Source organism: Paenibacillus sp. J22R232, from assembly GCF_056269165.1.
The window spans coordinates 37,294-60,739 of record NZ_JBWDNK010000024.1 but is presented as its reverse complement, the minus strand read 5'-3'; the positions used below and the strand labels follow the sequence as shown (position 1 = coordinate 60,739).

At 46.0% G+C, this 23,446-nt stretch carries 39 protein-coding genes and 1 pseudogene; all 40 read right to left on the bottom strand.

The features are described 5' to 3' along the window. Nucleotides 1-63: 63 nt before the first annotated feature. A pseudogene (gene sat, locus AC0YN3_RS31550) lies at nucleotides 64-218 on the bottom strand (sulfate adenylyltransferase); the annotation flags it as partial. A gap of 171 nt (nucleotides 219-389) precedes the next feature. After that, nucleotides 390-1,085, bottom strand: a complete 696-nt coding sequence (locus AC0YN3_RS31545; RefSeq protein ID WP_475778811.1) for a phosphoadenylyl-sulfate reductase — start codon at nucleotides 1,083-1,085, stop codon at nucleotides 390-392. Nucleotides 1,086-1,260: 175 nt separating this feature from the next. Beyond that, nucleotides 1,261-1,653 (bottom strand): 30S ribosomal protein S9, encoded by a 393-nt coding sequence (gene rpsI, locus AC0YN3_RS31540; RefSeq protein WP_475778810.1) that lies wholly within the window; start codon nucleotides 1,651-1,653, stop codon nucleotides 1,261-1,263. A 20-nt stretch (nucleotides 1,654-1,673) separates the two neighbouring features. Then, nucleotides 1,674-2,111: a 50S ribosomal protein L13 gene (rplM, locus tag AC0YN3_RS31535; RefSeq protein ID WP_053373925.1), complete on the bottom strand. Its 438-nt coding sequence runs from the start codon at nucleotides 2,109-2,111 to the stop codon at nucleotides 1,674-1,676. A gap of 181 nt (nucleotides 2,112-2,292) precedes the next feature. Then, nucleotides 2,293-3,045: a tRNA pseudouridine(38-40) synthase TruA gene (gene truA, locus AC0YN3_RS31530; RefSeq protein ID WP_441946553.1), complete on the bottom strand. Its 753-nt coding sequence runs from the start codon at nucleotides 3,043-3,045 to the stop codon at nucleotides 2,293-2,295. 351 nt (nucleotides 3,046-3,396) lie between these two features. Then, nucleotides 3,397-3,765 carry a 50S ribosomal protein L17 gene (gene rplQ, locus AC0YN3_RS31525; protein ID WP_138756274.1) on the bottom strand — a complete coding sequence of 123 codons (369 nt, stop codon included), beginning with the start codon at nucleotides 3,763-3,765 and terminating at the stop codon, nucleotides 3,397-3,399. Between the two features lie 45 nt (nucleotides 3,766-3,810). Continuing rightward, on the bottom strand, nucleotides 3,811-4,755 hold the full coding sequence (locus AC0YN3_RS31520; protein WP_053373922.1) for a DNA-directed RNA polymerase subunit alpha: 945 nt from the start codon (nucleotides 4,753-4,755) through the stop codon (nucleotides 3,811-3,813). Between the two features lie 127 nt (nucleotides 4,756-4,882). Further along, nucleotides 4,883-5,278 carry a 30S ribosomal protein S11 gene (gene rpsK, locus AC0YN3_RS31515; RefSeq protein ID WP_053373921.1) on the bottom strand — a complete coding sequence of 132 codons (396 nt, stop codon included), beginning with the start codon at nucleotides 5,276-5,278 and terminating at the stop codon, nucleotides 4,883-4,885. 19 nt (nucleotides 5,279-5,297) lie between these two features. Further along, on the bottom strand, nucleotides 5,298-5,666 hold the full coding sequence (gene rpsM / locus AC0YN3_RS31510; RefSeq protein ID WP_054025308.1) for a 30S ribosomal protein S13: 369 nt from the start codon (nucleotides 5,664-5,666) through the stop codon (nucleotides 5,298-5,300). 19 nt (nucleotides 5,667-5,685) lie between these two features. Further along, the gene (gene rpmJ / locus AC0YN3_RS31505) at nucleotides 5,686-5,799 is read right to left on the bottom strand and encodes a 50S ribosomal protein L36 (RefSeq protein ID WP_003333770.1); all 114 of its coding nucleotides are present in this window, start codon (nucleotides 5,797-5,799) and stop codon (nucleotides 5,686-5,688) included. A gap of 45 nt (nucleotides 5,800-5,844) precedes the next feature. Further along, nucleotides 5,845-6,060: a translation initiation factor IF-1 gene (gene infA / locus AC0YN3_RS31500; RefSeq protein WP_053373919.1), complete on the bottom strand. Its 216-nt coding sequence runs from the start codon at nucleotides 6,058-6,060 to the stop codon at nucleotides 5,845-5,847. A 3-nt stretch (nucleotides 6,061-6,063) separates the two neighbouring features. After that, entirely contained in the window at nucleotides 6,064-6,345 is a 282-nt protein-coding gene (locus tag AC0YN3_RS31495) for a KOW domain-containing RNA-binding protein (RefSeq protein WP_183571427.1), read from the bottom strand. A gap of 8 nt (nucleotides 6,346-6,353) precedes the next feature. Next, a complete protein-coding gene (gene map / locus AC0YN3_RS31490; RefSeq protein WP_183571414.1) occupies nucleotides 6,354-7,112 on the bottom strand; it encodes a type I methionyl aminopeptidase in 759 nt (252 codons plus the stop codon). Further along, entirely contained in the window at nucleotides 7,112-7,762 is a 651-nt protein-coding gene (locus AC0YN3_RS31485) for an adenylate kinase (RefSeq protein ID WP_183571412.1), read from the bottom strand. Before AC0YN3_RS31485 ends, map begins: the two co-directional genes overlap by 1 nt. Before the next feature lie 91 nt (nucleotides 7,763-7,853). Next, nucleotides 7,854-9,155, bottom strand: coding sequence for a preprotein translocase subunit SecY (gene secY / locus AC0YN3_RS31480; protein ID WP_475778809.1), 1,302 nt, complete (start codon nucleotides 9,153-9,155; stop codon nucleotides 7,854-7,856). Continuing rightward, the gene (gene rplO / locus AC0YN3_RS31475; protein WP_053373914.1) at nucleotides 9,156-9,596 is read right to left on the bottom strand and encodes a 50S ribosomal protein L15; all 441 of its coding nucleotides are present in this window, start codon (nucleotides 9,594-9,596) and stop codon (nucleotides 9,156-9,158) included. A 39-nt stretch (nucleotides 9,597-9,635) separates the two neighbouring features. Continuing rightward, on the bottom strand, nucleotides 9,636-9,821 hold the full coding sequence (gene rpmD / locus AC0YN3_RS31470) for a 50S ribosomal protein L30 (RefSeq protein WP_076271422.1): 186 nt from the start codon (nucleotides 9,819-9,821) through the stop codon (nucleotides 9,636-9,638). Between the two features lie 13 nt (nucleotides 9,822-9,834). Further along, nucleotides 9,835-10,332, bottom strand: a complete 498-nt coding sequence (gene rpsE, locus AC0YN3_RS31465; RefSeq protein WP_054025314.1) for a 30S ribosomal protein S5 — start codon at nucleotides 10,330-10,332, stop codon at nucleotides 9,835-9,837. A 30-nt stretch (nucleotides 10,333-10,362) separates the two neighbouring features. Continuing rightward, on the bottom strand, nucleotides 10,363-10,731 hold the full coding sequence (gene rplR, locus AC0YN3_RS31460) for a 50S ribosomal protein L18 (protein ID WP_475778808.1): 369 nt from the start codon (nucleotides 10,729-10,731) through the stop codon (nucleotides 10,363-10,365). Between the two features lie 60 nt (nucleotides 10,732-10,791). After that, nucleotides 10,792-11,334, bottom strand: a complete 543-nt coding sequence (rplF, locus tag AC0YN3_RS31455) for a 50S ribosomal protein L6 (protein WP_141503809.1) — start codon at nucleotides 11,332-11,334, stop codon at nucleotides 10,792-10,794. A 31-nt stretch (nucleotides 11,335-11,365) separates the two neighbouring features. Continuing rightward, on the bottom strand, nucleotides 11,366-11,764 hold the full coding sequence (rpsH, locus tag AC0YN3_RS31450) for a 30S ribosomal protein S8 (RefSeq protein ID WP_053373909.1): 399 nt from the start codon (nucleotides 11,762-11,764) through the stop codon (nucleotides 11,366-11,368). Between the two features lie 30 nt (nucleotides 11,765-11,794). Beyond that, nucleotides 11,795-11,980: a type Z 30S ribosomal protein S14 gene (locus tag AC0YN3_RS31445; RefSeq protein ID WP_037291562.1), complete on the bottom strand. Its 186-nt coding sequence runs from the start codon at nucleotides 11,978-11,980 to the stop codon at nucleotides 11,795-11,797. 26 nt (nucleotides 11,981-12,006) lie between these two features. Beyond that, nucleotides 12,007-12,549: a 50S ribosomal protein L5 gene (gene rplE / locus AC0YN3_RS31440; RefSeq protein ID WP_053373908.1), complete on the bottom strand. Its 543-nt coding sequence runs from the start codon at nucleotides 12,547-12,549 to the stop codon at nucleotides 12,007-12,009. Nucleotides 12,550-12,580: 31 nt separating this feature from the next. Next, the gene (gene rplX / locus AC0YN3_RS31435) at nucleotides 12,581-12,934 is read right to left on the bottom strand and encodes a 50S ribosomal protein L24 (RefSeq protein WP_076271424.1); all 354 of its coding nucleotides are present in this window, start codon (nucleotides 12,932-12,934) and stop codon (nucleotides 12,581-12,583) included. A 47-nt stretch (nucleotides 12,935-12,981) separates the two neighbouring features. Then, nucleotides 12,982-13,350 carry a 50S ribosomal protein L14 gene (gene rplN, locus AC0YN3_RS31430; protein WP_054025318.1) on the bottom strand — a complete coding sequence of 123 codons (369 nt, stop codon included), beginning with the start codon at nucleotides 13,348-13,350 and terminating at the stop codon, nucleotides 12,982-12,984. Nucleotides 13,351-13,397: 47 nt separating this feature from the next. After that, on the bottom strand, nucleotides 13,398-13,661 hold the full coding sequence (rpsQ, locus tag AC0YN3_RS31425; protein WP_475778807.1) for a 30S ribosomal protein S17: 264 nt from the start codon (nucleotides 13,659-13,661) through the stop codon (nucleotides 13,398-13,400). A gap of 50 nt (nucleotides 13,662-13,711) precedes the next feature. Then, the gene (gene rpmC, locus AC0YN3_RS31420) at nucleotides 13,712-13,912 is read right to left on the bottom strand and encodes a 50S ribosomal protein L29 (protein ID WP_053373905.1); all 201 of its coding nucleotides are present in this window, start codon (nucleotides 13,910-13,912) and stop codon (nucleotides 13,712-13,714) included. Further along, on the bottom strand, nucleotides 13,902-14,336 hold the full coding sequence (rplP, locus tag AC0YN3_RS31415) for a 50S ribosomal protein L16 (RefSeq protein ID WP_028609647.1): 435 nt from the start codon (nucleotides 14,334-14,336) through the stop codon (nucleotides 13,902-13,904). Before rplP ends, rpmC begins: the two co-directional genes overlap by 11 nt. 2 nt (nucleotides 14,337-14,338) lie before the next feature. Further along, nucleotides 14,339-15,001: a 30S ribosomal protein S3 gene (rpsC, locus tag AC0YN3_RS31410; protein WP_475778806.1), complete on the bottom strand. Its 663-nt coding sequence runs from the start codon at nucleotides 14,999-15,001 to the stop codon at nucleotides 14,339-14,341. A 13-nt stretch (nucleotides 15,002-15,014) separates the two neighbouring features. Beyond that, nucleotides 15,015-15,350 (bottom strand): 50S ribosomal protein L22, encoded by a 336-nt coding sequence (gene rplV / locus AC0YN3_RS31405; protein ID WP_028609649.1) that lies wholly within the window; start codon nucleotides 15,348-15,350, stop codon nucleotides 15,015-15,017. A gap of 43 nt (nucleotides 15,351-15,393) precedes the next feature. Next, nucleotides 15,394-15,675, bottom strand: a complete 282-nt coding sequence (gene rpsS / locus AC0YN3_RS31400) for a 30S ribosomal protein S19 (protein ID WP_053373902.1) — start codon at nucleotides 15,673-15,675, stop codon at nucleotides 15,394-15,396. Nucleotides 15,676-15,741: 66 nt separating this feature from the next. Beyond that, the gene (gene rplB / locus AC0YN3_RS31395) at nucleotides 15,742-16,572 is read right to left on the bottom strand and encodes a 50S ribosomal protein L2 (RefSeq protein ID WP_475778805.1); all 831 of its coding nucleotides are present in this window, start codon (nucleotides 16,570-16,572) and stop codon (nucleotides 15,742-15,744) included. 17 nt (nucleotides 16,573-16,589) lie between these two features. Next, on the bottom strand, nucleotides 16,590-16,883 hold the full coding sequence (gene rplW / locus AC0YN3_RS31390; protein ID WP_053373900.1) for a 50S ribosomal protein L23: 294 nt from the start codon (nucleotides 16,881-16,883) through the stop codon (nucleotides 16,590-16,592). After that, complete coding sequence (gene rplD, locus AC0YN3_RS31385) at nucleotides 16,883-17,506, bottom strand: 50S ribosomal protein L4 (protein WP_138756285.1); 624 nt, start codon at nucleotides 17,504-17,506, stop codon at nucleotides 16,883-16,885. The genes rplW and rplD overlap by 1 nt, the downstream gene beginning before the upstream one ends. A 28-nt stretch (nucleotides 17,507-17,534) precedes the next feature. Further along, nucleotides 17,535-18,158, bottom strand: coding sequence for a 50S ribosomal protein L3 (gene rplC / locus AC0YN3_RS31380; RefSeq protein ID WP_138756286.1), 624 nt, complete (start codon nucleotides 18,156-18,158; stop codon nucleotides 17,535-17,537). 41 nt (nucleotides 18,159-18,199) lie between these two features. Continuing rightward, on the bottom strand, nucleotides 18,200-18,508 hold the full coding sequence (gene rpsJ / locus AC0YN3_RS31375) for a 30S ribosomal protein S10 (RefSeq protein WP_017692074.1): 309 nt from the start codon (nucleotides 18,506-18,508) through the stop codon (nucleotides 18,200-18,202). Nucleotides 18,509-19,070: 562 nt separating this feature from the next. Next, nucleotides 19,071-19,865: an ABC transporter ATP-binding protein gene (locus AC0YN3_RS31370; RefSeq protein ID WP_475778804.1), complete on the bottom strand. Its 795-nt coding sequence runs from the start codon at nucleotides 19,863-19,865 to the stop codon at nucleotides 19,071-19,073. Further along, entirely contained in the window at nucleotides 19,865-20,779 is a 915-nt protein-coding gene (locus AC0YN3_RS31365) for an ABC transporter permease (protein ID WP_475778803.1), read from the bottom strand. Before AC0YN3_RS31365 ends, AC0YN3_RS31370 begins: the two co-directional genes overlap by 1 nt. 96 nt (nucleotides 20,780-20,875) lie before the next feature. Further along, nucleotides 20,876-21,919, bottom strand: a complete 1,044-nt coding sequence (locus tag AC0YN3_RS31360) for an ABC transporter substrate-binding protein (protein ID WP_475778802.1) — start codon at nucleotides 21,917-21,919, stop codon at nucleotides 20,876-20,878. A gap of 315 nt (nucleotides 21,920-22,234) precedes the next feature. Continuing rightward, nucleotides 22,235-23,425 (bottom strand): elongation factor Tu, encoded by a 1,191-nt coding sequence (gene tuf / locus AC0YN3_RS31355; RefSeq protein ID WP_138756290.1) that lies wholly within the window; start codon nucleotides 23,423-23,425, stop codon nucleotides 22,235-22,237. Nucleotides 23,426-23,446: the final 21 nt, after the last annotated feature.

The window sequence follows — 23,446 nt, the reverse complement described above, 5'->3', positions numbered from 1 at the left end:
CACTTTCATTTATATGGGACGAGATGGTCGTTTATGAGACAAACCTTTACTGAATTGTTGAGATTAGTCTATTGGCTGCTTATATACGCCTTCAATAAAGATGTGGGCAACCTCGCGATGCAAGAATTCAGGTGGCGGGCAAACGCCATCCGCAGTTAAGCACGTACTTTCGTACCCGAAAGCTTCAGATGATGCTCCTTGTCATGTGCACAAGTTTTACGGGTATCAAATCAAGATCTGAAATATACCATGCACTGATCGTAATTGCTTTCAAGCCTTTTGCTTCAGCTAGCAAAGCTTCACGTTGCTCTCAGGCAACGACGCGGTTAATCAGTGCGCCGCCATGCTGTAGAATTTGACTTATTAAGAAAGCAGTCTCTTATCGTTGCTTATTTATGCAATCCGCATTCTGTTTTCTCTTGACCCGACCAGCGTCCTGCACGAGGATCCTCGCCAGGCATAACCTTACGTGTGCATTGCTCGCAGCCAATGCTAGGGTAGTTTTGGTCATGCAGCGGGTTGTAGATTACATCATTCTCGCGAATATAGTTCCACACATCTTCAGAAGTCCAATGTGCGATGGGGTTGAATTTAACGAGACCGAACTTCGTATCGTATTCTATTTTTTTGGAGTTGGCACGCGTAGGTGCCTGATCACGGCGAATACCGGTAATCCATGCACTGTACTTCGAGAGAATGTTAGTCAATGGCTTAACTTTACGAATATTGCAGCAAGCATTCGCATCGGATTTCCAAAGCTCCTCGCCGAACTGCGCCGCTTGCTCCTCCGTTGTTAGTTCCGGTTTCACTTCAACGAACGGGATCCCTGGGTAACGTTCAACCATTCTATCGCGTGTTTCATACGTCTCCTTGAAATGATAATCCGTATCCAAGTAGAAAATGTCTGTCGTTGGGCTCACTTTTTGCAGCATGTCGACTAGAACAACATCCTCTGCTCCAAAGCTGCAGGCGAATGTAATATTAGGGAAAGTTTCAACCGCAAACGCAATAATTTCTTCCGGTGTCGCGTTTTCGAGTTCTACTTCCTTTTGTTTAATAAGCGCTTCTTTCTCAAAAAGGTTCATATGAACACCTCCGTTATTAAATCCTAGTAAATTAGTCTGTAATAAAATTATACGTCCTGCAAGCGTAATGTTCAACATAAGTTTACACCAAAATGAAATAAAGTTTCGGATATATGGTTACGCAACAAAAAATGCCTCCTCTGATTGGCAGAGAAGGCATTTGATCGTATAAGAATTAACGTTTCGAGAATTGTGGAGCGCGACGAGCCGCTTTAAGACCGTATTTTTTACGTTCTTTCATACGTGGGTCACGAGTTAGGAAGCCAGCACGCTTAAGAGCCGGACGGAATTCTGGATCTGCTTTAAGCAGAGCACGGGAAATACCGTGACGGATAGCGCCTGCTTGACCGGACATGCCGCCGCCGTTAGCAATTACAAGTACATCGTATTTCGACAATGTATCCGTAAGGTTAAGCGGTTGTTTTACGATCAGCTTCAATGTTTCTAGACCAAAATATTCATTAATGTCGCGTTTGTTAATAATGATTCGTCCTTCACCCGGCACAAGACGTACACGTGCAACAGAGTGTTTACGACGACCGGTTCCATAGTATTGCACTTGAGCCATGAAACTTGTCCTCCTCTTTATTACCCGCGAAGTTCGTAAACTTCAGGGTTTTGTGCTTGATGTGGATGTTCCGCACCTGCGTATACTTTAAGTTTAAGCTTCATTTTGTCGCCAAGACGGTTCTTAGGCAACATGCCGTGTACAGCCAGCTCAATAACGCGCTCTGGCTTGTTCTTGATCATCTCTTGTGCCGGAGTAGCTTTCAAGCCACCGGAATACATCGAGTGACGGTAGTAAATTTTATCCGACATTTTCTTGCCTGTCAGATGGATTTTTTCAGCGTTGATAACAACAACGAAGTCGCCTGTATCAACATGTGGTGTAAATGTCGGTTTGTGTTTGCCGCGGATCAGGGCAGCAACTTCACTCGCCAAGCGGCCTAGCGTTTTGCCTTCCGCATCGACGACGAACCATTTACGATCAACTTCAGTTGATTTAGCCATATAAGTGGTGCGCATGGATGATCCTCCTTAATTTCATACATTAATCGTTTTATAACAACGTAATCGTTGGTTTGTTAGTTCATTGTAATTCGCCAAGTTTGTGACAATCTCAGTCGGGGCTGTGGGTTAGCCACTTCGAAAGCACAAGTTATATTCTACTATAAAATATAGTTAAGTGCAAGTAAATTATAGTGATTTATCCCTGTTTTTCGCTGGAATATTCAACATCCAAAAGCATCAATCCATGCGGCATTGCCGTAGGACCTGCGAGTGATCGATTACGACCCTCCAGGATGCTTTTAATCTCAGATGAAGCCATTTTCCCTTCGCCAACCCATAATAAAGTTCCCATGATGACTCGAACCATATTGTACAAAAAGCCATTCCCGGTGATGTACATATGTACGATCGGGCCCTCTTGTACAAACTCTGCTTCATAGATCGTGCGTACATGATGAGGCTTGGTTGAATGGATGGATGTAAACGAAGTGAAATCATGTTTCCCTACTAGGAAACGAAGTCCCTCACGCATCGCATCCACATCCAGCGGCGTCGGATGATGAAAGCGGTATTGACGGCCAAATACATCAGGAAACTTCCCGGTATCAATCGTATAGCGATACGTTTTGCGCTTGGCGGATCTTCTGGCATGGAAATGCTCTGGCACATCATATGCTTCGATAATGACAATATCCTTAGGCAGCCGCGTGTTAAGGGCGATTGCCCATCTCTCCGTCGGAATCGTCGATTCCGTATAGAAATTGAACATTTGTCCTTGAGCATGTACTCCCGCATCGGTACGTCCCGAACCAATAATAATTGTCGTTTCTCCCGTTAGCTTCTTAATGGCCTTTTCAATTTCTCCTTGGACCGTCCTGCCGTATGGCTGCGTTTGAAAACCGTTAAAGCCGGCTCCATCATAACTGACCTTTACGCATATATTCCTCAACCTTTTCCCCCCTTTAGCTAAAGGGAATCCTACACATCTGAAGCACTGTACGAAACCGTGCATTAGAATTGCGCCCTCTCGATATCCTTGCGGTATCGCATAAGCTCATCTTCTGCTTCTTGGCTGCATTCCTCAATTTAATAACAGACCATTTTGCAAATAAAAAAAGGTGGCCTCAAGGGTCCACCCTTTTCACTAAAATATAAGAAGTATAGGGAATCCCGTATACTTGCTTATATTTTGTAGCGTAAGCGTTCCTGTGCCCGCCAGAGGCAGGCATAAGCCGTTTGCGCTCGCGTATAAAGCTTGGACAAGGTTTAACGCTGTGGACAAGCTTATACGTTTATTAGATTACTCCGCGCGGTCAACCAATTCTAGGTAAACCATTGGCGCAGCATCGCCGCGACGGGGTCCTAGTTTTAGAATACGCGTGTAGCCACCTGCACGCTCCGAATAACGAGGAGCTAGATCAGAGAACAGTTTTTGAATAGCGTCTTTTTCTCCGTCAACTGTTTCGCGACGAACATAAGCAGCTACTTGACGACGAGCATGAAGATCACCTTTCTTAGCTTTAGTGATCAGCTTCTCAGCGATAGAACGAACTTCTTTCGCTTTTGCTTCAGTCGTTTGGATACGCTCATAAAGGAACAAGTCAGTAACGAGGTCACGGAACAAAGCTTTCCGTGCACTAGCGTCACGTCCTAATTTTTGATATGCCATCTTGTTTTTCCCCTCCCTTGCTCTTTTGTCTTCACTAGTTGGTTACTACTCTTCCATGCGTAGGCCAAGGCCCAGTTCTTCAAGCTTCTCTTGAACTTCCTCAAGTGATTTACGTCCGAGGTTACGAACCTTCATCATGTCCTCTTCGGATTTCGTGATCAGCTCTTGAACGGTATTGATACCAGCGCGCTTCAAGCAGTTGTAAGAACGGACAGAAAGGTCAAGTTCCTCGATCGTCATCTCTAGAACTTTCTCTTTCTTATCTTCTTCCTTCTCAACCATAATTTCCGCATCTTTGGCTTCATCGGTCAATCCAACGAACAAGTCCAAATGCTCAGTGAGAATTTTAGCGCCGAGGCTTACAGCCTCTTCCGGTCTAATACTGCCGTCAGTCCATACTTCAAGGGTAAGCTTGTCGTAGTTGGTAACTTGACCGACACGCGTATTTTCTACGCTATAATTAACGCGAGTAATTGGCGTGTATATCGAATCAACGGGAATTACTCCAATCGGCTGCTCGTCTTTCTTGTTGCGGTCCGCTTGCACGTAACCACGTCCCCGATTAGCAAAAACCCGCATGTGGAGCCGCGCGCCGGAAGCCAAGGTTGCGATGTGAAGATCAGGGCTTAAAATCTCGACATCGCTGTCTGCTCGAATGTCGCCCGCTGTAATATTCCCTTCGCCATCCGCGTCGATTTCCAACACCTTTTCTTCATCGGAGTGGATTTTCAACGAGAGGCCCTTCAGGTTCAGAATGATTTCGGTAACATCCTCAATCACTCCGGGAACCGTAGAGAACTCGTGAAGCACTCCATCGATTTGAACCGAGGTTACTGCTGCACCTGGCAACGAAGACAACAAAATTCGGCGAAGCGAATTTCCAAGCGTCGTGCCATATCCGCGTTCAAGCGGCTCAACGACGAAACGTCCGTAAGTTCCCTCATCATTCAGTTCTACGGTTTCGATTTTCGGCTTTTCGATCTCAATCACTAATAGTACCCTCCTTCAAACGTCGCTCCGTAAGCTTACCGTTATTTTAAGTCAAATCTTGTAGTATGCCAAACCTTCACAACCATTATTCACAAGTTGTTGTTATTTGATACCACATCGGATCCAACTATACGCGACGACGTTTCGGAGGACGGCATCCGTTGTGAGGAACTGGTGTTACGTCTTTAATGAGGTTAACTTCCAATCCAGCTGCTTGAAGCGAACGAATTGCTGCTTCACGGCCAGCGCCTGGTCCTTTTACCATCACTTCTACGGTTCTCATGCCATGCTCCATTGCTGCTTTCGCAGCCGTTTCAGCAGCCATTTGAGCTGCGAAAGGCGTGCTCTTACGTGAGCCTTTGAAACCCATGTTACCAGAGCTTGCCCATGAAATCGCATTGCCGTGCGGATCCGTGATCGTAACGATCGTATTGTTGAACGTTGAGCGAATGTGCGCAACGCCAGTCTCAATATTTTTCCGGTCGCGACGTTTCGTACGAACGACTTTTTTTGGTTTAGCCATTGTCCATTATCCTCCCTTCTTATTTCTTCTTGTTAGCTACAGTCCGACGAGGACCTTTACGCGTACGCGCATTTGTTTTCGTACGTTGACCGCGAACAGGCAAGCCGCGACGGTGACGAAGACCACGGTAGCATCCGATTTCAGTCAGACGTTTAATGTTAAGCGAAATTTCGCGACGCAGGTCGCCTTCTACTTTAACAGATTTATCAATTGCTTCACGAAGGCGAGCAAGTTCATCTTCTGTCAAATCGCGAACGCGAGTGTCGTAGCTAACTTCAGCTGTATTCAAAAGTTTTTGCGACGTTGTTTTGCCGATACCGAAAATGTATGTCAGGGCGATTTCGACGCGTTTGTCACGCGGCAAGTCTACACCAGCTATACGTGCCATAGGCTATATTCCCCTCCTTCTATCCTTGTTTTTGTTTGTGTTTCGGATTTTCACAAATCACCATAACGTTGCCTTTGCGACGAATGACTTTGCATTTTTCGCAGATCGGCTTTACCGAAGGTCTTACCTTCATTGTGATTACCTCCCGAATCTTTCGTAACCAAGCAGCAACGGCTGCTTATTTACGATAGGTGATGCGCCCTTTTGATAAATCATAAGGCGATAACTGTATAACCACCTTGTCTCCTGTCAGGATGCGGATAAAGTGCATTCTGAGCTTACCGGAAACATGTGCGAGAATTTGGTGACCGTTCTCCAGTTCCACCTTAAACGTGGCATTCGGCAACGGCTCTATAACCGTACCTTCGACCTCAATGATGTCTTCCTTAGCCAAGCGTCATTCTCCTTTCGCATTAACATACTTCTGAATAGCGTAACGTAACTTTGCGTTGGTCACCCTGCCGGTTTCTTGCATGCTGCTTGAAACCTCAGAACTAATTGCAGGCTGTAACTCGAGATGTAGAACGTTCTTTCTCTTCGGCTGATCGAATCGGCGCTTATGGCCATCAGCAATCGTGACGAATCGATCATCAACGATTGTTAAGATAACCGCATAGCTTTCCTCATCTTTACCGCGAAGAACTTTGACGAACTGACCAATCTGGGGACGAGCATCCATCATCATGCTTATGACTGCTGCGGCAGAATGGTCAATATTTCAAAGCCGTCCTCTGTAACAGCTACTGTATGCTCGAAATGCGCACACCATGAGCCGTCTTCCGTTACAACCGTCCAATTGTCTTCGAGCGTACGGACATATCGTTCACCGATATTAACCATTGGTTCGATTGCAAGCACCATTCCGGTCTTCAAACGAGGGCCGCGATCAGGTATGCCGTAGTTCGGTATTTGTGGTTCCTCATGGAGGTCCGCGCCGATTCCGTGCCCTACGTATTCCCTAACTACGGAGAATCCTGCATCTTCAATTACCTTTTGAATAGCGTGCGAAATTGTATATAGTCTAATATCTGGTTTGATAAGCGCAAGCCCCGCATATAGCGATGCTTCCGTTACATCAAGCAGCTTCTGAACATCAGGCGTTACTGCTCCAACCGCATAGGTCCAAGCCGAGTCGCCATGATACCCTTCATACTGCGCACCGATATCGATACTAATAATATCGCCTTCGTTCAACTTGCGTGAACCAGGGAAGCCGTGCACCAGCTCGTCATTCACAGAAGCACAAATGCTGGAAGGAAAACCATTGTAACCTTTGAAGGATGGAATCGCATTTTGACTCTTAATGAACGTTTCAGCGATTTGGTCAAGCTCACGAGTCGTGATGCCTGGTTTCACAGCCTCCGCCATCAATCGATGCGTTTCCGCAACAATGCGTCCAGCTTCCCTCATATATCGCAGCTCCGATTCGGATTTGCAAATAATCATTACAATGAACCTCTCAAGTTGGAAATAATGTCGGATGTTACGACATCAATGTCCTTCTCGCCGTCGACTTCGCGAAGGAGACCTTTAGCACTGTAGTAATCAAGAAGAGGAGCCGTCTTGGATGAATACTCATCCAAACGCGTACCAACCTTTTCTTCCGTATCATCAGAACGCTGATACAGTTCGCCGCCGTCTTTATCGCAAATGCCTTCGACCTTAGGCGGGTTAAAGATTACGTGATAAGTCGTACCTGTCGTTTTCGATATGCGTCTGCCCGTCAAGCGAGCAAGCAGCAAACTGCGGTCAACCTTTAAATTTACAACATGGTCAATGCTGCGACCGAGCTCCGCAAGCATAACATCGAGTGCTTCTGCTTGCTGCAGTGTGCGAGGAAACCCGTCGAGCAAGAATCCATTTTTGCAATCGGATTGTTCGAGTCTTTCCTTCACAATACCGTTCGTGATCTCATCGGGAACGAGCAAGCCTTGATCGACATACTCTTTCGCTTTGATTCCAAGTGCGGTTCCTTCTTTCATAGCGAGACGGAAAGCATCGCCAGTAGAAATATGCGGAATACCGAACTCTTCAACGATCCGTTCAGCTTGTGTACCTTTACCGGCTCCCGGAGGGCCCATGAATAAAATGTTCATTGCTGAGTTCCTCGCTTTAAGCACAATAGGCTCGGGCGGGCTACCGCAGTGCGCAAGTTGACGAACGCGGAAGCCCGGTCAGAACCTATTGTTATTTATTGATAAACCCTTTGTAATGGCGTTTGATCAACTGGCTCTCGATTTGCTTCATCGTATCCAGTGCAACACCGATAACGATTAAGAGCGAGGTGCCGCCTAGCTGCACTGAGCGCGGTAATCCTGCCAACGTTCCGAAGAACACTGGAAGTACAGAGATGACAGCCAGGAAGATCGCACCAGTCAACGTGATACGCGACATAACGCGAGTCAAGTAAGACGATGTTGGCTTGCCTGGACGAATGCCAGGAATGTAGCCGCCGTTCTTCTTCATCTGATCAGCCATTTGAACCGGATTAATTTGCACGAATGTATAGAAGAAGGTAAAACCGATGATTAACAATACGTACAATACCATACCAAGAGGTCTGTCATAGTTCATATTGTCAGTAATCCATTTCGCCCAAGGCTGGGTGGACCAGAATTGTGCGATCGTAATCGGGAACATAACAAGCGATACCGCGAAGATAACCGGAATAACGCCCGCGCCGTTCACTTTCATAGGAATGTGAGTCGACTGTCCGCCGTACATTTTCCGTCCAACAACGCGCTTAGCGTATTGAACAGGAATTTTACGAATACCTTGTTGTACGAATATAACACCGACGATGATTGCGATGATCGCAATCAGGATCAGTACCATTTTGATAATGTTCAAGAACAACTGATCTTGGGCACCTACGAACTGATCTTCAACAATCGTACGAATGTGTCCAGGGATACCAGCTGCAATTGCAGCAAAGATAAGAATGGAAATACCATTTCCGATTCCTTTTTCCGTGATTTGCTCACCTAGCCACATCAAGAAAGCAGTACCTGCAGTCAAGATAATAGCAATGAGAACATAATCGACGAATGTCGCGCCAACAATCATTTCGTAACCGTATTGACGGTTAAAGCCGATTGCCGTAGCGAAACCTTGGATCAAACCAAGTACAATCGTACCATAACGCGTGATTTGCGCGAGCTTACGCTTACCGTTCTCGCCTTCCTTTGCCCATTCTGCAAACTTAGGAATAACGTCCATAGACAACAGCTGTACGATAATCGAAGCTGTAATGTAAGGCGTAATTCCGATTGCGAAGATGGAGAATTGGAACAAAGCACCGCCGGAAAACGTGTTAAGCAAGCCGAACAGATCCGCACCGGCTGCATCAACCTGCTTAAACACATCTTTGTTTACATCGGGAACCGGGATAAATGAACCGATGCGGTAAATCAAAAGGATGAAAAGCGTGAAGAGGATCCTTGTACGAAGATCCGCCACTTTCCAAATGTTGGACACGGTCTTGAACAATTAGATCACCTCGGTTTTACCGCCGGCAGCCTGGATTTTCTCTACCGCAGATTGAGAGAACTTGTTTGCTTTTACAGTAAGTGTAACGCTAACTTCACCATTACCCAAAATTTTGATTCCTGCGAGCGGGTTCTTAACGATCCCAGTCTCGATGAGAACTTCTGGAGTGACTTCAGTTCCTGCTGCAAACGCATTTAGTTCTTCAATGTTGACAATCGCGTACTCTTTGCGGAACGGGTTGTTAAATCCACGTTTCGGCACTCGACGATACAAAGGGTTTTGTCCGCCCTCGAAACCAGGACGAACGCCGCCGCCGGAACGAGCGTTTTGACCTTTGTGACCTTTACCGGCTGTTTTACCGTTACCGGAACCGATACCGCGACCTTTGCGCTTTGGCGCTTGGGTTGAGCCCGGTGCTGGTGCTAGCTCATGCAATTTCATCGTTCGTGCACCTCCTTATTTATTTCTTGGAACTACATGCTATTCTTGTACTTCTTCTACTTTTACCAAGTGACTAACAGTGTTAACCATGCCGCGGACAGCTGGGCTGTCGTTCAAAACAACTGCCTGACGAATCTTTTTAAGACCGAAAGATTCAACCGTTGCACGTTGTTTCTCGTTGCGACCGATTAAACTGCGAACGAGGGTGATTTGCAATTTTGCCATCTTATTTCCCTCCTTAGCGTAACAGCTCTTCGACTGTTTTTCCACGTAGCTTTGCAACTTCTTCCACGCGTTTAAGACGGGAAAGACCTTCAAGCGTTGCGTTAACCATATTCATGGAGTTCGAAGAACCTAGCGATTTCGTTAAGATGTCGCCGACGCCAGCAAGTTCGAGAACTGCACGAACCGGGCCGCCTGCGATAACGCCAGTACCTTCAGAAGCTGGCTTCAGAAGAACTTCACCTGCTCCGAAATGTCCGAGAACAAGGTGGGGAATAGTCGTGCCAACGATTGGAACGTGGATCAGGTTTTTCTTAGCATCTTCGATACCTTTGCGGATTGCATCAGGTACTTCGCCTGCTTTACCGATCCCTGCGCCAACGTAGCCTTTACCGTCGCCGACTACTACAAGTGCACTAAAGCTGAAACGGCGTCCGCCTTTTACAACTTTAGATACGCGATTGATATTAACAACTTTTTCAGTCAGTTCTAACGTATTTGGATCTACACGCAAGTCGTTTAACCTCCTTATAAATAAAGTCGATTAGAATTCTAGGCCAGCTTCGCGAGCTGCTGTAGCAAGTGCCTGAATTCTGCCGTGATACAAGTAACCGCCGCGATCAAATACTACTTGGGTTACACCCTTAGCTTGAGCGCGTTTCGCAATCAATTCTCCGACTTTGCTCGCTGCATCGATGTTGCCACCGTTGCCAACCGCTTCAGTCAATTCTTTATCCTGTGTGGATGCAGAAGCGATTGTTACGCCTGAAACATCGTCGATTAATTGAGCATACATATGCTTGGAGGAACGGAATACAGATAGACGCGGACGTGCAGCTGTACCGTTAATTTTTTTACGAACACGAAGGTGTCTTTTCAGACGAGCCTTGTTTTTGTCGCCTTTCGTAATCATACAAAGTTCACTCCTTTCTTTCAGCCTTAAGACGCTATCTTAAGCAAACGGACCGTTTGCTTATTTTTTCTTACCAGCTTTACCTTCTTTGCGGATGATACGTTCGCCTTCATACTTGATACCTTTGCCTTTATACGGCTCTGGTTCACGTACGGAACGAATTTTCGCTGCAGTTGCGCCAACAAGCTCTTTATCGATACCGCGAACAGTAATCTTAGTGTTCGCAGGCACGTCGAACTCGATGCCGCTATCTGGAGTGATCTCAACTGGGTGAGAGTAACCAACGTTAAGTGTGATTTTGTCACCAGTTTTGCTTGCACGGTAACCTACGCCGACTAGCTCCAAGTTTTTGGAGAAGCCTTCTGTAACGCCGCTCACCATGTTAGCGATGATGCTGCGAGTAGTACCGTGCAACGAGCGATGCAATTTATTATCGGAAGGACGTTCTACTAGGATTTCAGTTTCCGTTACGTTCACTTTCATTTCTTTGTGAATTTCACGCGAAAGTGTTCCTTTCGGTCCTTTTACAGTAATAACTGTGTTGTCCAAGTTGATTGTTACGCCGTTAGGCACTTGGATTGGTTTGCGACCAATACGGGACATTGTTACACCTCCTATCTTTGTGACTTGTTACTTACCAAACGTAGCAAACTACTTCGCCGCCAGATTTAACTTGGCGAGCTTCTTTATCAGTCATAATCCCTTTGGAAGTGGAAATGATAGCAATTCCAAGTCCACCGAGTACACGGGGGATTTCAGTTGATTGTGTATAAACGCGAAGGCCTGGTTTTGAAATACGTTTCAAGCCAGTAATAACGCGCTCTTGGTTAGGGCCGTATTTCAAGAAAATACGGATAATCCCTTGTTTGTTGTCTTCGATATATTCAGCGTCGCGGATAAAACCCTCGCGCTTCAAAATCTCAGCGATTTGCTTCTTCATTTTCGAAGCGGGCATTTCCACGGTCTCGTGACGAACAACATTCGCATTACGAATGCGCGTCAACATATCTGCAACCGGATCAGACATAACCATTGTGTTAACCTCCTTCCCAAACTAGGCTGATTACCAGCTTGCTTTTTTAACGCCAGGAATCTGGCCCTTATGTGCTAACTCACGGAAACAAATCCGGCAAATTTTAAACTTTTGCAAAACAGAATGCGGACGGCCGCAACGCTCACAGCGCGTATATGCACGCACTTTAAATTTCGGTGTGCGTTGTTGCTTCACTTTCATCGAAGTTTTTGCCACTGGGTATTACACCTCCTAAAAGTGGATTACTTCGTAAACGGCATGCCCATTTGGGTCAGCAGTTCACGAGATTCTTCGTCCGTTTTTGCCGTCGTGACGATGACGATGTCCATACCGCGCACTTTATCGACTTTGTCGTACTCGATCTCTGGGAATATCAATTGCTCTTTCAAGCCAAGCGTATAGTTACCACGGCCGTCGAAAGCTTTGTTCGATACACCGCGGAAGTCACGTACACGCGGAAGAGAAATGTTGAACAGTTTATCTAGGAAATGATACATGCGCTCGCCGCGCAATGTAACTTTAACCCCGATTGGCATGTTCTCACGAAGTTTGAAGCCTGCAATAGACTTCTTCGCACGAGTAACGACTGGTTTTTGACCGGAAATGATACGTAGTTCTTCAACTGCTACATCAAGGATTTTCGAATTGGAAACCGCTTCGCCTACCCCCATGTTGATAACTACCTTCTCAATTTTCGGCACTTGCATAACAGACGTATAGTTGAACTTCTGCATAAGAGCAGGAGTTATTTCGTTTAAGAAACGACCTTTCAATCTTGCTGCCATTGATCATGGACCTCCTTTCCTACCGTAACGATTAGTCGATTACTTCTCCGGAACGTTTCGCGATCCGAACTTTCTTGCCGTTGTCGAGCACTTTGTATCCGATACGTGTTACTTTACCGCTTTTCGGATCGATATGCATAACGTTTGATACGTGAATTGGTGCTTCTTGTTCGATAATACCGCCCTGTGGATTAGCTTGCGATGGACGAGTATGTTTCTTAACAGTGTTTACACCTTCTACGAGTACGCGGTTTTCACGCGGATACGCAGCGATAACGCGGCCCTTCTTACCTTTGTCTTTACCGGTAATGACGATAACCGTGTCGTCTTTTTTCACGTGCAATTTATTGTTATGGGATTCGAGTACTTTTTTCAGCCTTGGCATGAGTTACACCTCCTGCACGCTTGTGCTTTCAAGCTTATATTTGGTTCTTAGATTACTTCTGGTGCTAGCGATACGATTTTCATGAAATCTTTATCACGAAGCTCACGGGCAACTGGTCCAAAGATACGAGTACCGCGCGGGCTTTTGTCTTCCTTAACAATTACAGCTGCATTTTCGTCAAATGCGATGTACGAACCGTCTTTACGACGAACCGAACGCTTTGTACGAACGATAACCGCTTTAACAACGTCACCTTTTTTGACAACGCCGCCTGGTGTTGCTTGTTTAACCGAGCAAACGATCAAATCGCCGATGTGACCAACGCGACGTCCCGTTCCACCTAGTACACGGATACACATTAATTGCTTTGCGCCGGAGTTGTCAGCAACCGCTAAGCGCGAGAATGGTTGAATCATTTCAACGTCCTCCTTTCGGAAAAATGCTCAGGTACTGCATACGCTCATTAGATAATGACAGCAACTTCAACAACTTCTACAAGTCTGAAGCGTTTGTCTTTCGATAGCGGACGAGTCTCCATGATTTTCACGATGTCGCCAATTTTCGCTTGGTTATTTTCATCGTGCGCTTTAAATTTTTTCGTAACTTTAATGCGTTTATGGTACAAATCGTGTTTTTTGTATGTTTCGATAGCAACCACGATTGTTTTGTCCATCTTGTCGCTTACCACTTTGCCGATTTGAACTTTGCGGGCATTGCGTTCGCTCATGTTCTTCCTCCTTCCTTCAGCCGTGTTTATGCATTCATGTAAGGGATTGACTAGCTGCTAATTCCGAGTTCTCTTTCACGCAAAATCGTTTTAGCACGAGCGATTCCTTTACGCACATCACGGATCCGAGTCGGGTTATCCAATTGGCCAGTAGCCAGTTGGAAACGAAGATTGAAAAGCTCTTCTTTAAAACCAGCGACCTGTTGTTCAAGCTCAGCGGAGGTTAGGTTTCTAAATTCACTAGCTTTCATTTGCTTCACCACCCACTTCTTCACGTTTCACGAATTTAGTCTTGATTGGCAATTTATGAGCCGCAAGACGCATCGCTTCACGAGCGGTTTCTTCGGATACGCCAGCAAGTTCAAACAGGATTTTACCTGGTTTAACTACGGCTACCCATTTCTCAACGTTACCTTTACCACTACCCATACGCACTTCTAGAGGCTTTTGAGTAATTGGTTTAGCAGGGAAAATTTTAATCCACACTTTACCACCACGTTTGATGTAGCGAGTCATTGCAATACGAGCCGCTTCAATCTGACGGTTGGTGATCCATGATGGTTCTAGAGCTTGAAGACCGAATTCGCCGAATGCTACTGTAGTGCCGCCTTTAGCGCGACCCTTCATATGACCGCGTTGTTGTTTGCGGTGTTTGACACGTTTAGGTACCAACATGATTAGTTGCCTCCTTCCTGGGGAGCTTTCTTCTTAGTCGGAAGGACTTCGCCGCGATAGATCCATACTTTAACGCCAATACGGCCGTATGTTGTAGCCGCTTCAGCCGTGCCGTAATCGATATCTGCACGTAATGTATGAAGTGGTACTGTTCCTTCGCTGTAGCCTTCCGAACGTGCGATTTCCGCGCCACCGAGACGACCGCTAACTGCGGTTTTGATCCCTTTAGCACCTGAACGCATGGAGCGTTGAATTGCTTGCTTCAATGCGCGACGGAAAGATACACGACGCTCAAGTTGTTGTGCGATGCTTTCAGCTACAAGAATAGCGTCAAGATCTGCATATTTGATTTCAGAGATGTTGATGTGTACTTTTTTGCCTTTAGTGATTTTACCAAGCTCAGTACGAAGGTTTTCTACTTCGGAACCGCCTTTACCAATAACCATACCTGGTTTTGCGGTTTGGATCGTTACGTTCACGCGGTTAGCTGCACGTTCGATCTCGATGTGAGAAACTGCTGCGTCTTTCAGCTTGTTTTTCAAGTATTCACGGATTTTAACGTCTTCCATTAGAAGATCGCCGAAATCTTTGCCCGCGAACCATTTGGACTCCCAATCACGGATAACTCCGACCCGGAAGCCTACTGGATTTACCTTTTGACCCACACGTAATCCCTCCTTATTTTTCAGATACCACCAAGGTAATGTGGCTGGTTCTTTTATTGATCCGGCTTGCGCGACCCATCGCACGAGGACGGAAACGTTTCATCGTTGGCCCTTGGTTAACGAAGGCTTGCGATATAAACAATTTGTTTACGTCAAGCTGATAGTTATGCTCAGCGTTAGCAATGGCAGAGTTCAGCAGCTTCTCCAAAATTGGGGATGCAGACTTAGGCGTGTGACGCAAAATCGCGATTGCTTCGCCAACTTGTTTACCGCGAATCAAATCCGCAACAAGCTGTGCTTTACGGGGAGCAATTCGGATGAATTTAGCGTGCGCTTTAGCTTCTGGCATGTAGGAACCTCCTCTCGTTCAGTTAGAGATGTTTAAGGGCAAATTAACGTCTGCCCGTTTTTTTGTCTTCACCAGCATGGCCTTTATACGTACGAGTTGGTGCGAATTCACCAAGCTTGTGTCCAACCATATCTTCCGTTACATATACCGGTACGTGCTTGCGACCGTCATATACTGCAAACGTGTGACCAATGAATTGCGGGAAAATGGTCGAGCGGCGGGACCAGGTTTTGATAACGACCTTCTTCTCAGCTTCGTTCAATACCTCGACTTTTTTAAGCAGGTAACCGTCAATAAACGGCCCTTTCTTTAAACTGCGACCCATTTGAGTTCCTCCCTTCGTATAAGCGGTAGCGATACTTTCGTATCACGAAGTTTTATCAAGCTGCTATTATTTCGTGCGACGACGAATAATGTATTGGCTCGATGCTTTTTTCTTCTTGCGCGTTTTGTAACCAAGAGTTGGTTTACCCCATGGTGACAACGGAGATTTACGTCCGATTGGAGCACGGCCTTCACCACCACCGTGTGGGTGATCGTTAGGGTTCATGACGACACCACGTACAGTAGGACGATTTCCGAGCCAACGGTTACGGCCGGCTTTACCGATTTTCACAAGTTCATGATCTTCGTTACCAACAGAACCAATTGTTGCGCGGCAAGTGTTCAGAATGCGACGAACTTCACCTGAAGTCAAACGAACGGATACATAGTTTTCTTCTTTACCAAGAAGCTGCGCACTAGTACCAGCTGCACGAACAAGTTGTCCGCCTTTGCCCGGTTTCAATTCGATGTTGTGGATAACTGTACCGACTGGGATATTCACAAGCGGCAAAGTGTTTCCTGGTTTAATGTCAGAGCCAACACCAGAAGTGATTTTGTCTCCAACTTTCAAACCTTTTGGCGCAATGATGTATGCTTTCTCACCATCAGCGTAATGGATCAAAGCAATGTTGGATGAACGGTTCGGATCGTATTCGATCGTCGCTACGTTACCAACAATACCATCTTTCGTACGTTTGAAGTCGATAATCCGGTATTTACGTTTGTGTCCGCCGCCGTGGTGACGAACCGTAATTTTACCTTGGTTGTTACGTCCAGCTTTTTTGAAAAGCGGAGCAAGCAACGATTTCTCCGGTGTACTTGTCGTGATCTCTTCGAAAGTCGAGACGGACATGTTACGACGTGCTGGAGATGTCGGTTTGTACTTTTTAATTGGCACTTCGATTCCCTCCTTTTCTAAACAGACGTTTCAAAGAATTCAAGTTCTTTGCTGTCAGCGCTCAGTTGAACGATCGCTTTTTTCCAATCCGGTCTGTATCCGCTATGTTTACCATAACGTTTTGGTTTACCCGCAACACGCATCGTGTTAACGCCGGTTACTTTTACTTTAAAGATTTGCTCGATAGCAAGTTTGATTTCAGTTTTGTTTGAACGAAGATCAACTTCGAACACATACTTCTTATCAACCATGTAATCGGACGTACGTTCCGTGATAACCGGGCGCTTGATAATATCGCGTGGATTTTTCATTACGCAAGCACCTCCTGTACTTTCTCTACTGCTTCTTTAGTGATGATAAGGTTGTCATGCACCAATACATCCAGAACATTAATGCCGTCAGCTGCAACGAATTTAACACCTGGGATGTTACGAGCAGACAATGCTACGTTATCTTCATAATTAGCCGTTACTACAAGAGCTTTGCGGCCAACTTTAAGGTTGCTTAGAATTGCTGCGAATTCTTTCGTCTTAGGAGCTGCTAATGTCAGTTGATCCAGAACGATAATCTCGTTCGCAATCACTTTTGAAGACAAAGCGGATTTAATCGCAAGACGACGAACTTTCTTAGGAAGCTTGAATCCGTATGAGCGTGGAGTCGGTCCGAAAACCGTACCGCCGCCAACCCATTGCGGGGAGCGAATGCTACCTTGACGAGCACGGCCAGTACCTTTTTGTTTCCAAGGTTTACGACCGCCGCCGCGTACTTCGGAGCGTCCTTTAGTTTTGTGATTGCCGAAGCGTTCAGATGCTTGTTGGTTAACAACAGCACTGTGCAAAACATGAACGTTTGGTTGAATTCCGAAAACCGTCTCAGCCAGTTCAAGCTCGCCCACTTGCGCGCCACTCACGTTATATACTGTTACTTTAGGCATATCCTGTTCCTCCTTTCTTTAAAAGCGATTAGTTCTTAACGGTTTGTTTCACTTTTACAAATCCGTTTTTCGGGCCCGGAATCGAACCTTTTATTAGAAGAACGTTACGTTCTACATCTACACGGATAACTTCAAGCTTTTGGATCGTGATTGTTTCGTGACCCATATGTCCTGGAAGGCGTTTGCCTTTCGGTACACGGTTCGCTTGGATAGAACCCATCGAACCTGGTCCACGGTGGTAACGGGAACCGTGAGACATAGGACCCGTGCTTTGTCCCCAACGTTTGATAACGCCGGCAAAGCCTTTACCTTTCGAAATACCTGTTACGTCAACGAACTCGCCCTCTGTGAAAAGGTCAGCTTTAACTTCTTGGCCAACTTCATAATCGCCCAAGTTAATGCCGCGAATTTCACGAACGTAGCGCTTAGGTGTTGCATTTGCCTTTTTGGCGTGACCAGCTTCCGGCTTGTTCGATCTGCTTTCCTTTTTATCGGAGAAACCGAATTGAACAGCTTCGTAGCCATCGTTTTCTTGGTCTTTCTTCTGTAGTACTACGCAAGGTCCAGCTTCGATAACCGTTACTGGAACGACGTTACCTTCAGCAGTGAACACTTGAGTCATACCAAGTTTTTTTCCTAAGATACCTTTCATGTTGACACCTCATTTCCTTCCTATAATCGCATATGCTGATATTACAGTTTGATTTCGATATCTACACCGGATGGTAAATCCAGGCGCATCAACGCATCAACCGTTTGCGGCGTTGGGTTCACAATGTCGATCAAACGCTTATGAGTGCGTTGTTCGAATTGCTCCCTCGAATCCTTGTACTTGTGTACCGCACGGAGAATGGTGATGATTTGCTTTTCCGTTGGCAACGGAATCGGCCCGGATACGCCTGCACCGGAACGTTTTGCAGTTTCAACGATTTTCTCTGCGGATTGATCAAGAATCCTATGATCGTATGCTTTCAAGCGAATACGAATCTTTTGCTTTGCCATATAAGTCCCTCCTTCTATCGCCCAATTTATTATCGGACATACTCCGTAAGAAAACCCTGCACATGCCCCATGGCAAAGGGGCCGGGTGTGTCGGCAACCTCTCACATCATCGCAACGTCAGACCAACAGACATTATTATACCGAATTGAATGGGCAATTGCAACTTAAAGTTTAAGTTGTTTCAAAGTGCTACTCTACTTATCAAATGGCTCAGTAGTGCGGCCTGTCAGATCCGACACACTCTAGCAGTATAAGACTACAACAGGTCTGACTGAAACATGAAAACAAGGCAAACTCACATACATCACCCATTATGTCCCTTATTACAAGCGTTCAATACTTATCTGATTATAATAACGGACAAGATGGGTGCTTTCTGATTATAAACACATCCGATATGAAAAGACACCGCCAAATAACGCCAGAACCGAAGAGCCATTTATTCTAATTGGCATGTACGCCGCTACCTGCAGCTAGAAACCACTGATATCAGGACTCATACTTTCTGAATACAAAAAGAACCACACGTTCCGCATTAAAGCGAATCGGATGGTTCTTCGCATTATCCCAGTACAATTCGGTCATCAGCCAGCTTCTTGCCACTAATGATCTCGAATTCCCCGAGCAGTTCCGCAACAGTCAGGTCTTTCTTCCGTTCTTCCGGCACATCGAGAATGATTCGACCCTTGTCCATCATAATTAACCGGTTGCCAAGCCTGATGGCTTGCTCCATGTTGTGGGTCACCATCAACGTCGTAAGATTCATTTCCCTCACTAACGTTTCCGTTAACGTTGTAATAAGCTCCGCCCTCGCAGGATCAAGCGCAGCGGTATGCTCATCCAGGAGCAGAATCTGCGGCCTTGTAAAGGTAGCCATTAGCAAGCTTAACGCTTGTCTCTCCCCGCCGGACAACAAGCCTACCTTTGCGCTTAAGCGGTTCTCAAGCCCAATTCCCAACCGCTGAAGCTCTTGTTTGAATATGGCGCGTTTTGCACGCGTCACACCGAAAGAGAATCCGCGGGATTTGCCGCGCGCGTATGCAATTGCCAGGTTTTCTTCTATAGACATCCGCGGCGCAGTACCTGCCATCGGATCCTGGAACACGCGGCCAATCCATTTGCTCCGCTGATACTCCGTTAGATTGCTTATATTTTGACCATCAATCCTAACTTCACCCGCATCCGGCTTCATGACGCCGGATATGATATTCATCAGCGTTGATTTACCTGCGCCATTACTCCCAATTACCGTAATGAAATCACCCGGTTTCATTAGAAGGTTAGCACCGACAAGAGCGGTTTTCTCGTCTACCGTTCCCGGATTAAACAGCTTAGACACCTTTGCGATTTCCAACATCAGCGTTCACCTCCCGGTTGTGCTTTATCTAAGGCTGCCAGCATTTCCGCCGTGCGTCTGCGAGCCGTGTTTTTTTGCTTCCATACTCTTCGCGCTGAAGGAACTACAAGAGCAAATATAATGATCACTGCCGTTATAAGCTTCATATCGGATGCATCCAACCACTCCACGCGAAGAGCAAATGCATAAATGATACGATAAATGATAGAACCAAGAATAACCGCCAATGTCGCTCTAAATATCGTACGTGAACCGAATATCGCCTCACCGATAATAACAGAAGCAAGTCCGATGACGATCATCCCGATACCCATGCTGTTATCCGCATATTTTTGATAATGAGCGATCAATGCGCCTGAAGTGGCGACAAGAGCATTCGATAATGCAATGCCGAAAATAGTAGTAATATCGGTATTCGCACCAAAGCTGCGAATCATTCTTGAGTTATCCCCAGTCGCACGCAAGCTCAAGCCAATATCTGTCCTGAAAAATAGATCGAGGATGACCTTCACTACAATAACAAAAATGATCATCATACCTAGCGTAGACACATGATCGAATAGGTTTTCCTGTCCCCGCAACGAGACATTCGGTTTGCCCATAATTCTTAGATTAATGGAGTACAAGGCAATCATCATAATGATACCCGAGAGCAGGCCGTTGATTTTACCTTTCGTGTGCAAAAGTCCTGTACATGTACCTGCCAAAGCACCGCCAATAAATGCGCATAACACTGCAAGCCAAGGCGGCGTACCGCTAACGGTCATTACCGAGCCAATCGCAGCGCCTGTTGTAAAGCTTCCGTCTACCGTCAAATCCGGAAAGTCGAGTATACGGAACGTGATATAAACGCCAAGTGCCATAAGCGCATACAATAAACCGCTTTCTACAGCCCCTTGCATGGATGCGAGCATATGACATACCTCCTCTTCAAAACAAGAGGGTGAACCAGTTGCCTGATCCCCCCGTATCGTTTTTGTTCATATTATTTTAAACGCTTATTACCATTACTACTCAATGATGTTGTTTGCAGGATCTTTGACAAAAGCTTTCATTTCGTCCGTAACGGTAATGCCTTGCTCAGCAGCAGCCTTCATGTTGAAAATAAAATCAAGCTTTTGAGGAACAGTCACATTCATATCGCCAGGGTTTTTACCGTTTTTCAAAATTTCTACGGCCATTTGTCCAACTTCATAACCATGGTCATAATACTTGAAGCCGACTGCGGCAAACGCGCCTTTTTCTACGGTATCACGGTCAGCTGAAAAGAAAGGAATTTTGTTAGCGTTAGCTACTTCAATAATGGCATCCGCACCTGTAACAACCATATTGTCCAATGTGATGTAGATCGCATCAACACGGCCAACCAATGAGTCTGCAGCTTGTTTCACATCAGAAGAGTTAGCAACAGAAGCTTTAATCAATTTAATATTATGCTTCGCCAAAGCTTCTTCCGCGATATTGCCCATAACTACCGCGTTTTGTTCGCCTTCATTTATGATAAGGCCAACATTTTTTGTATTAGGGAATTGCGATGCAATGAAATCCATGGTTTGCGTGATAGCCGCAGGGTTCGTATCAGAGGCACCTGTAATATTGCCACCTGGTGCTTCCAATTGCGTTACGATACCAGCATCAATCGGATCTGTTACAGCAGCGAACAACACAGGGATGTCCTTAACGTCATCAGCAAGCGCTTGTGCTGTTGGCGTTGCGATTCCTAATGCAAGGTCACTTTTGCCGCTCGCGATTTTTTGAGAAATCGTTTTAATATTAGTTGCGTCGCCTTGCGCGTTATTGAAATCGATGGTTAGATTTTTGCCTTCCTCTATGCCTGCATCTTTAAGCGCTGCAATAAAGCCCTCTCGCGTAGCATCCAATGACGGATGTTCTACAATTTGAGAAATCGCTACAGTGTAAGACTTTTCAGCCTCGCCGCCCGTATTAGGCGCATTCGTGCCTGCGTTTGTTTCTGATTCCGTTTTGGCCCCACAAGCTGCCGTCACGATCATTACAGATGCCAATGCAATGCTGATCCAAAATTTTTTACTCATTCGTCTAAACCCCTCTCATCGTATAAATCCCTTAGTCATATGGCCCAATCGAACTCGTACATACACATCAAAGCAGCACTGCTTTCTCTCAGTAAAGTCAGCAGCTTCAACGGTACATCGATTATGGACTTCTCATGGACAACCTCTTTTTACTATTCCCTAATATTAAATGGGTGTAAGGTCAACCGTCAATCATTAGTTAATTGTAAAGATTAAGTAAATCACTTCAGTGATTCAATTATGAATGTCCTAAAAATCAAAAGCCCTCACCGAAGTGAGGGCTTTTTCTATTCATAGCGGCTAAGCCGCCATCAATTATTTTTGGATAGAAGCTACCGCGCCAGCGCCTACAGTACGGCCGCCTTCACGAATAGAGAAACGAGTTCCATCTTCTACAGCGATAGGAGCGATAAGCTCAACCGTTACAGTGATGTTGTCGCCAGGCATAACCATTTCAGTACCTTCTGGCAGGCTGATGATACCCGTTACGTCAGTTGTACGGAAGTAGAACTGTGGACGGTAGCCAGTGAAGAAAGGCTTGTGACGGCCACCCTCTTCTTTAGTAAGAACGTAGATTTGAGCTGTAAAGTTAGTGTGTGGTTTAACCGAACCCGGTTTAGCCAAAACTTGTCCACGCTCGATGTTGCTGCGGTCTACACCACGAAGCAATGCACCTACGTTGTCCCCAGCTTGAGCGGAGTCAAGCAATTTACGGAACATTTCAACGCCTGTTACTACGGATTTGCGGGACTCTTCAGCAAGACCGATAATTTCTACCTCGTCGCCTACTTTGATAACGCCACGCTCTACGCGACCTGTAGCAACTGTACCACGGCCAGTGATTGTGAATACGTCCTCGACAGGCATAAGGAAAGGCTTAGCTGTGTCGCGCTCAGGAGTTGGGATGTAAGTATCAACTTGCTCGAAAAGCTCGATGATTTTTTCAGCCCAAGGACCTTCTGGGTTAGCAAGAGCTTCACGAGCAGCTCCGCGGATGATTGGAGTGTCGTCGCCTGGGAACTCATACTCGGAAAGAAGGTCGCGAACTTCCATCTCAACTAGCTCAAGAAGCTCTTCGTCTTCAACCATGTCGCATTTGTTCAAGAAAACAACGATGTAAGGTACGCCTACTTGTTTCGAAAGCAAGATGTGCTCACGAGTTTGTGGCATAGGACCGTCAGTAGCGGAAACTACAAGAATAGCTCCGTCCATTTGAGCAGCACCAGTGATCATGTTTTTTACATAGTCGGCGTGACCTGGGCAGTCAACGTGAGCGTAGTGACGAGCTGGCGTCTCATACTCAACGTGAGCTGTCGAGATCGTGATACCGCGCTCGCGCTCTTCTGGAGCTTTATCGATTTGGTCGAATGCGATTGCTGCACCGCCGTATTTTTTGGAAAGTACAGTTGTGATAGCTGCAGTCAAAGTCGTTTTACCGTGGTCGACGTGACCGATTGTACCGATATTAACGTGCGGTTTGTTACGTTCAAATTTAGCCTTAGCCATTGAACTTGAGCCTCCTCAATA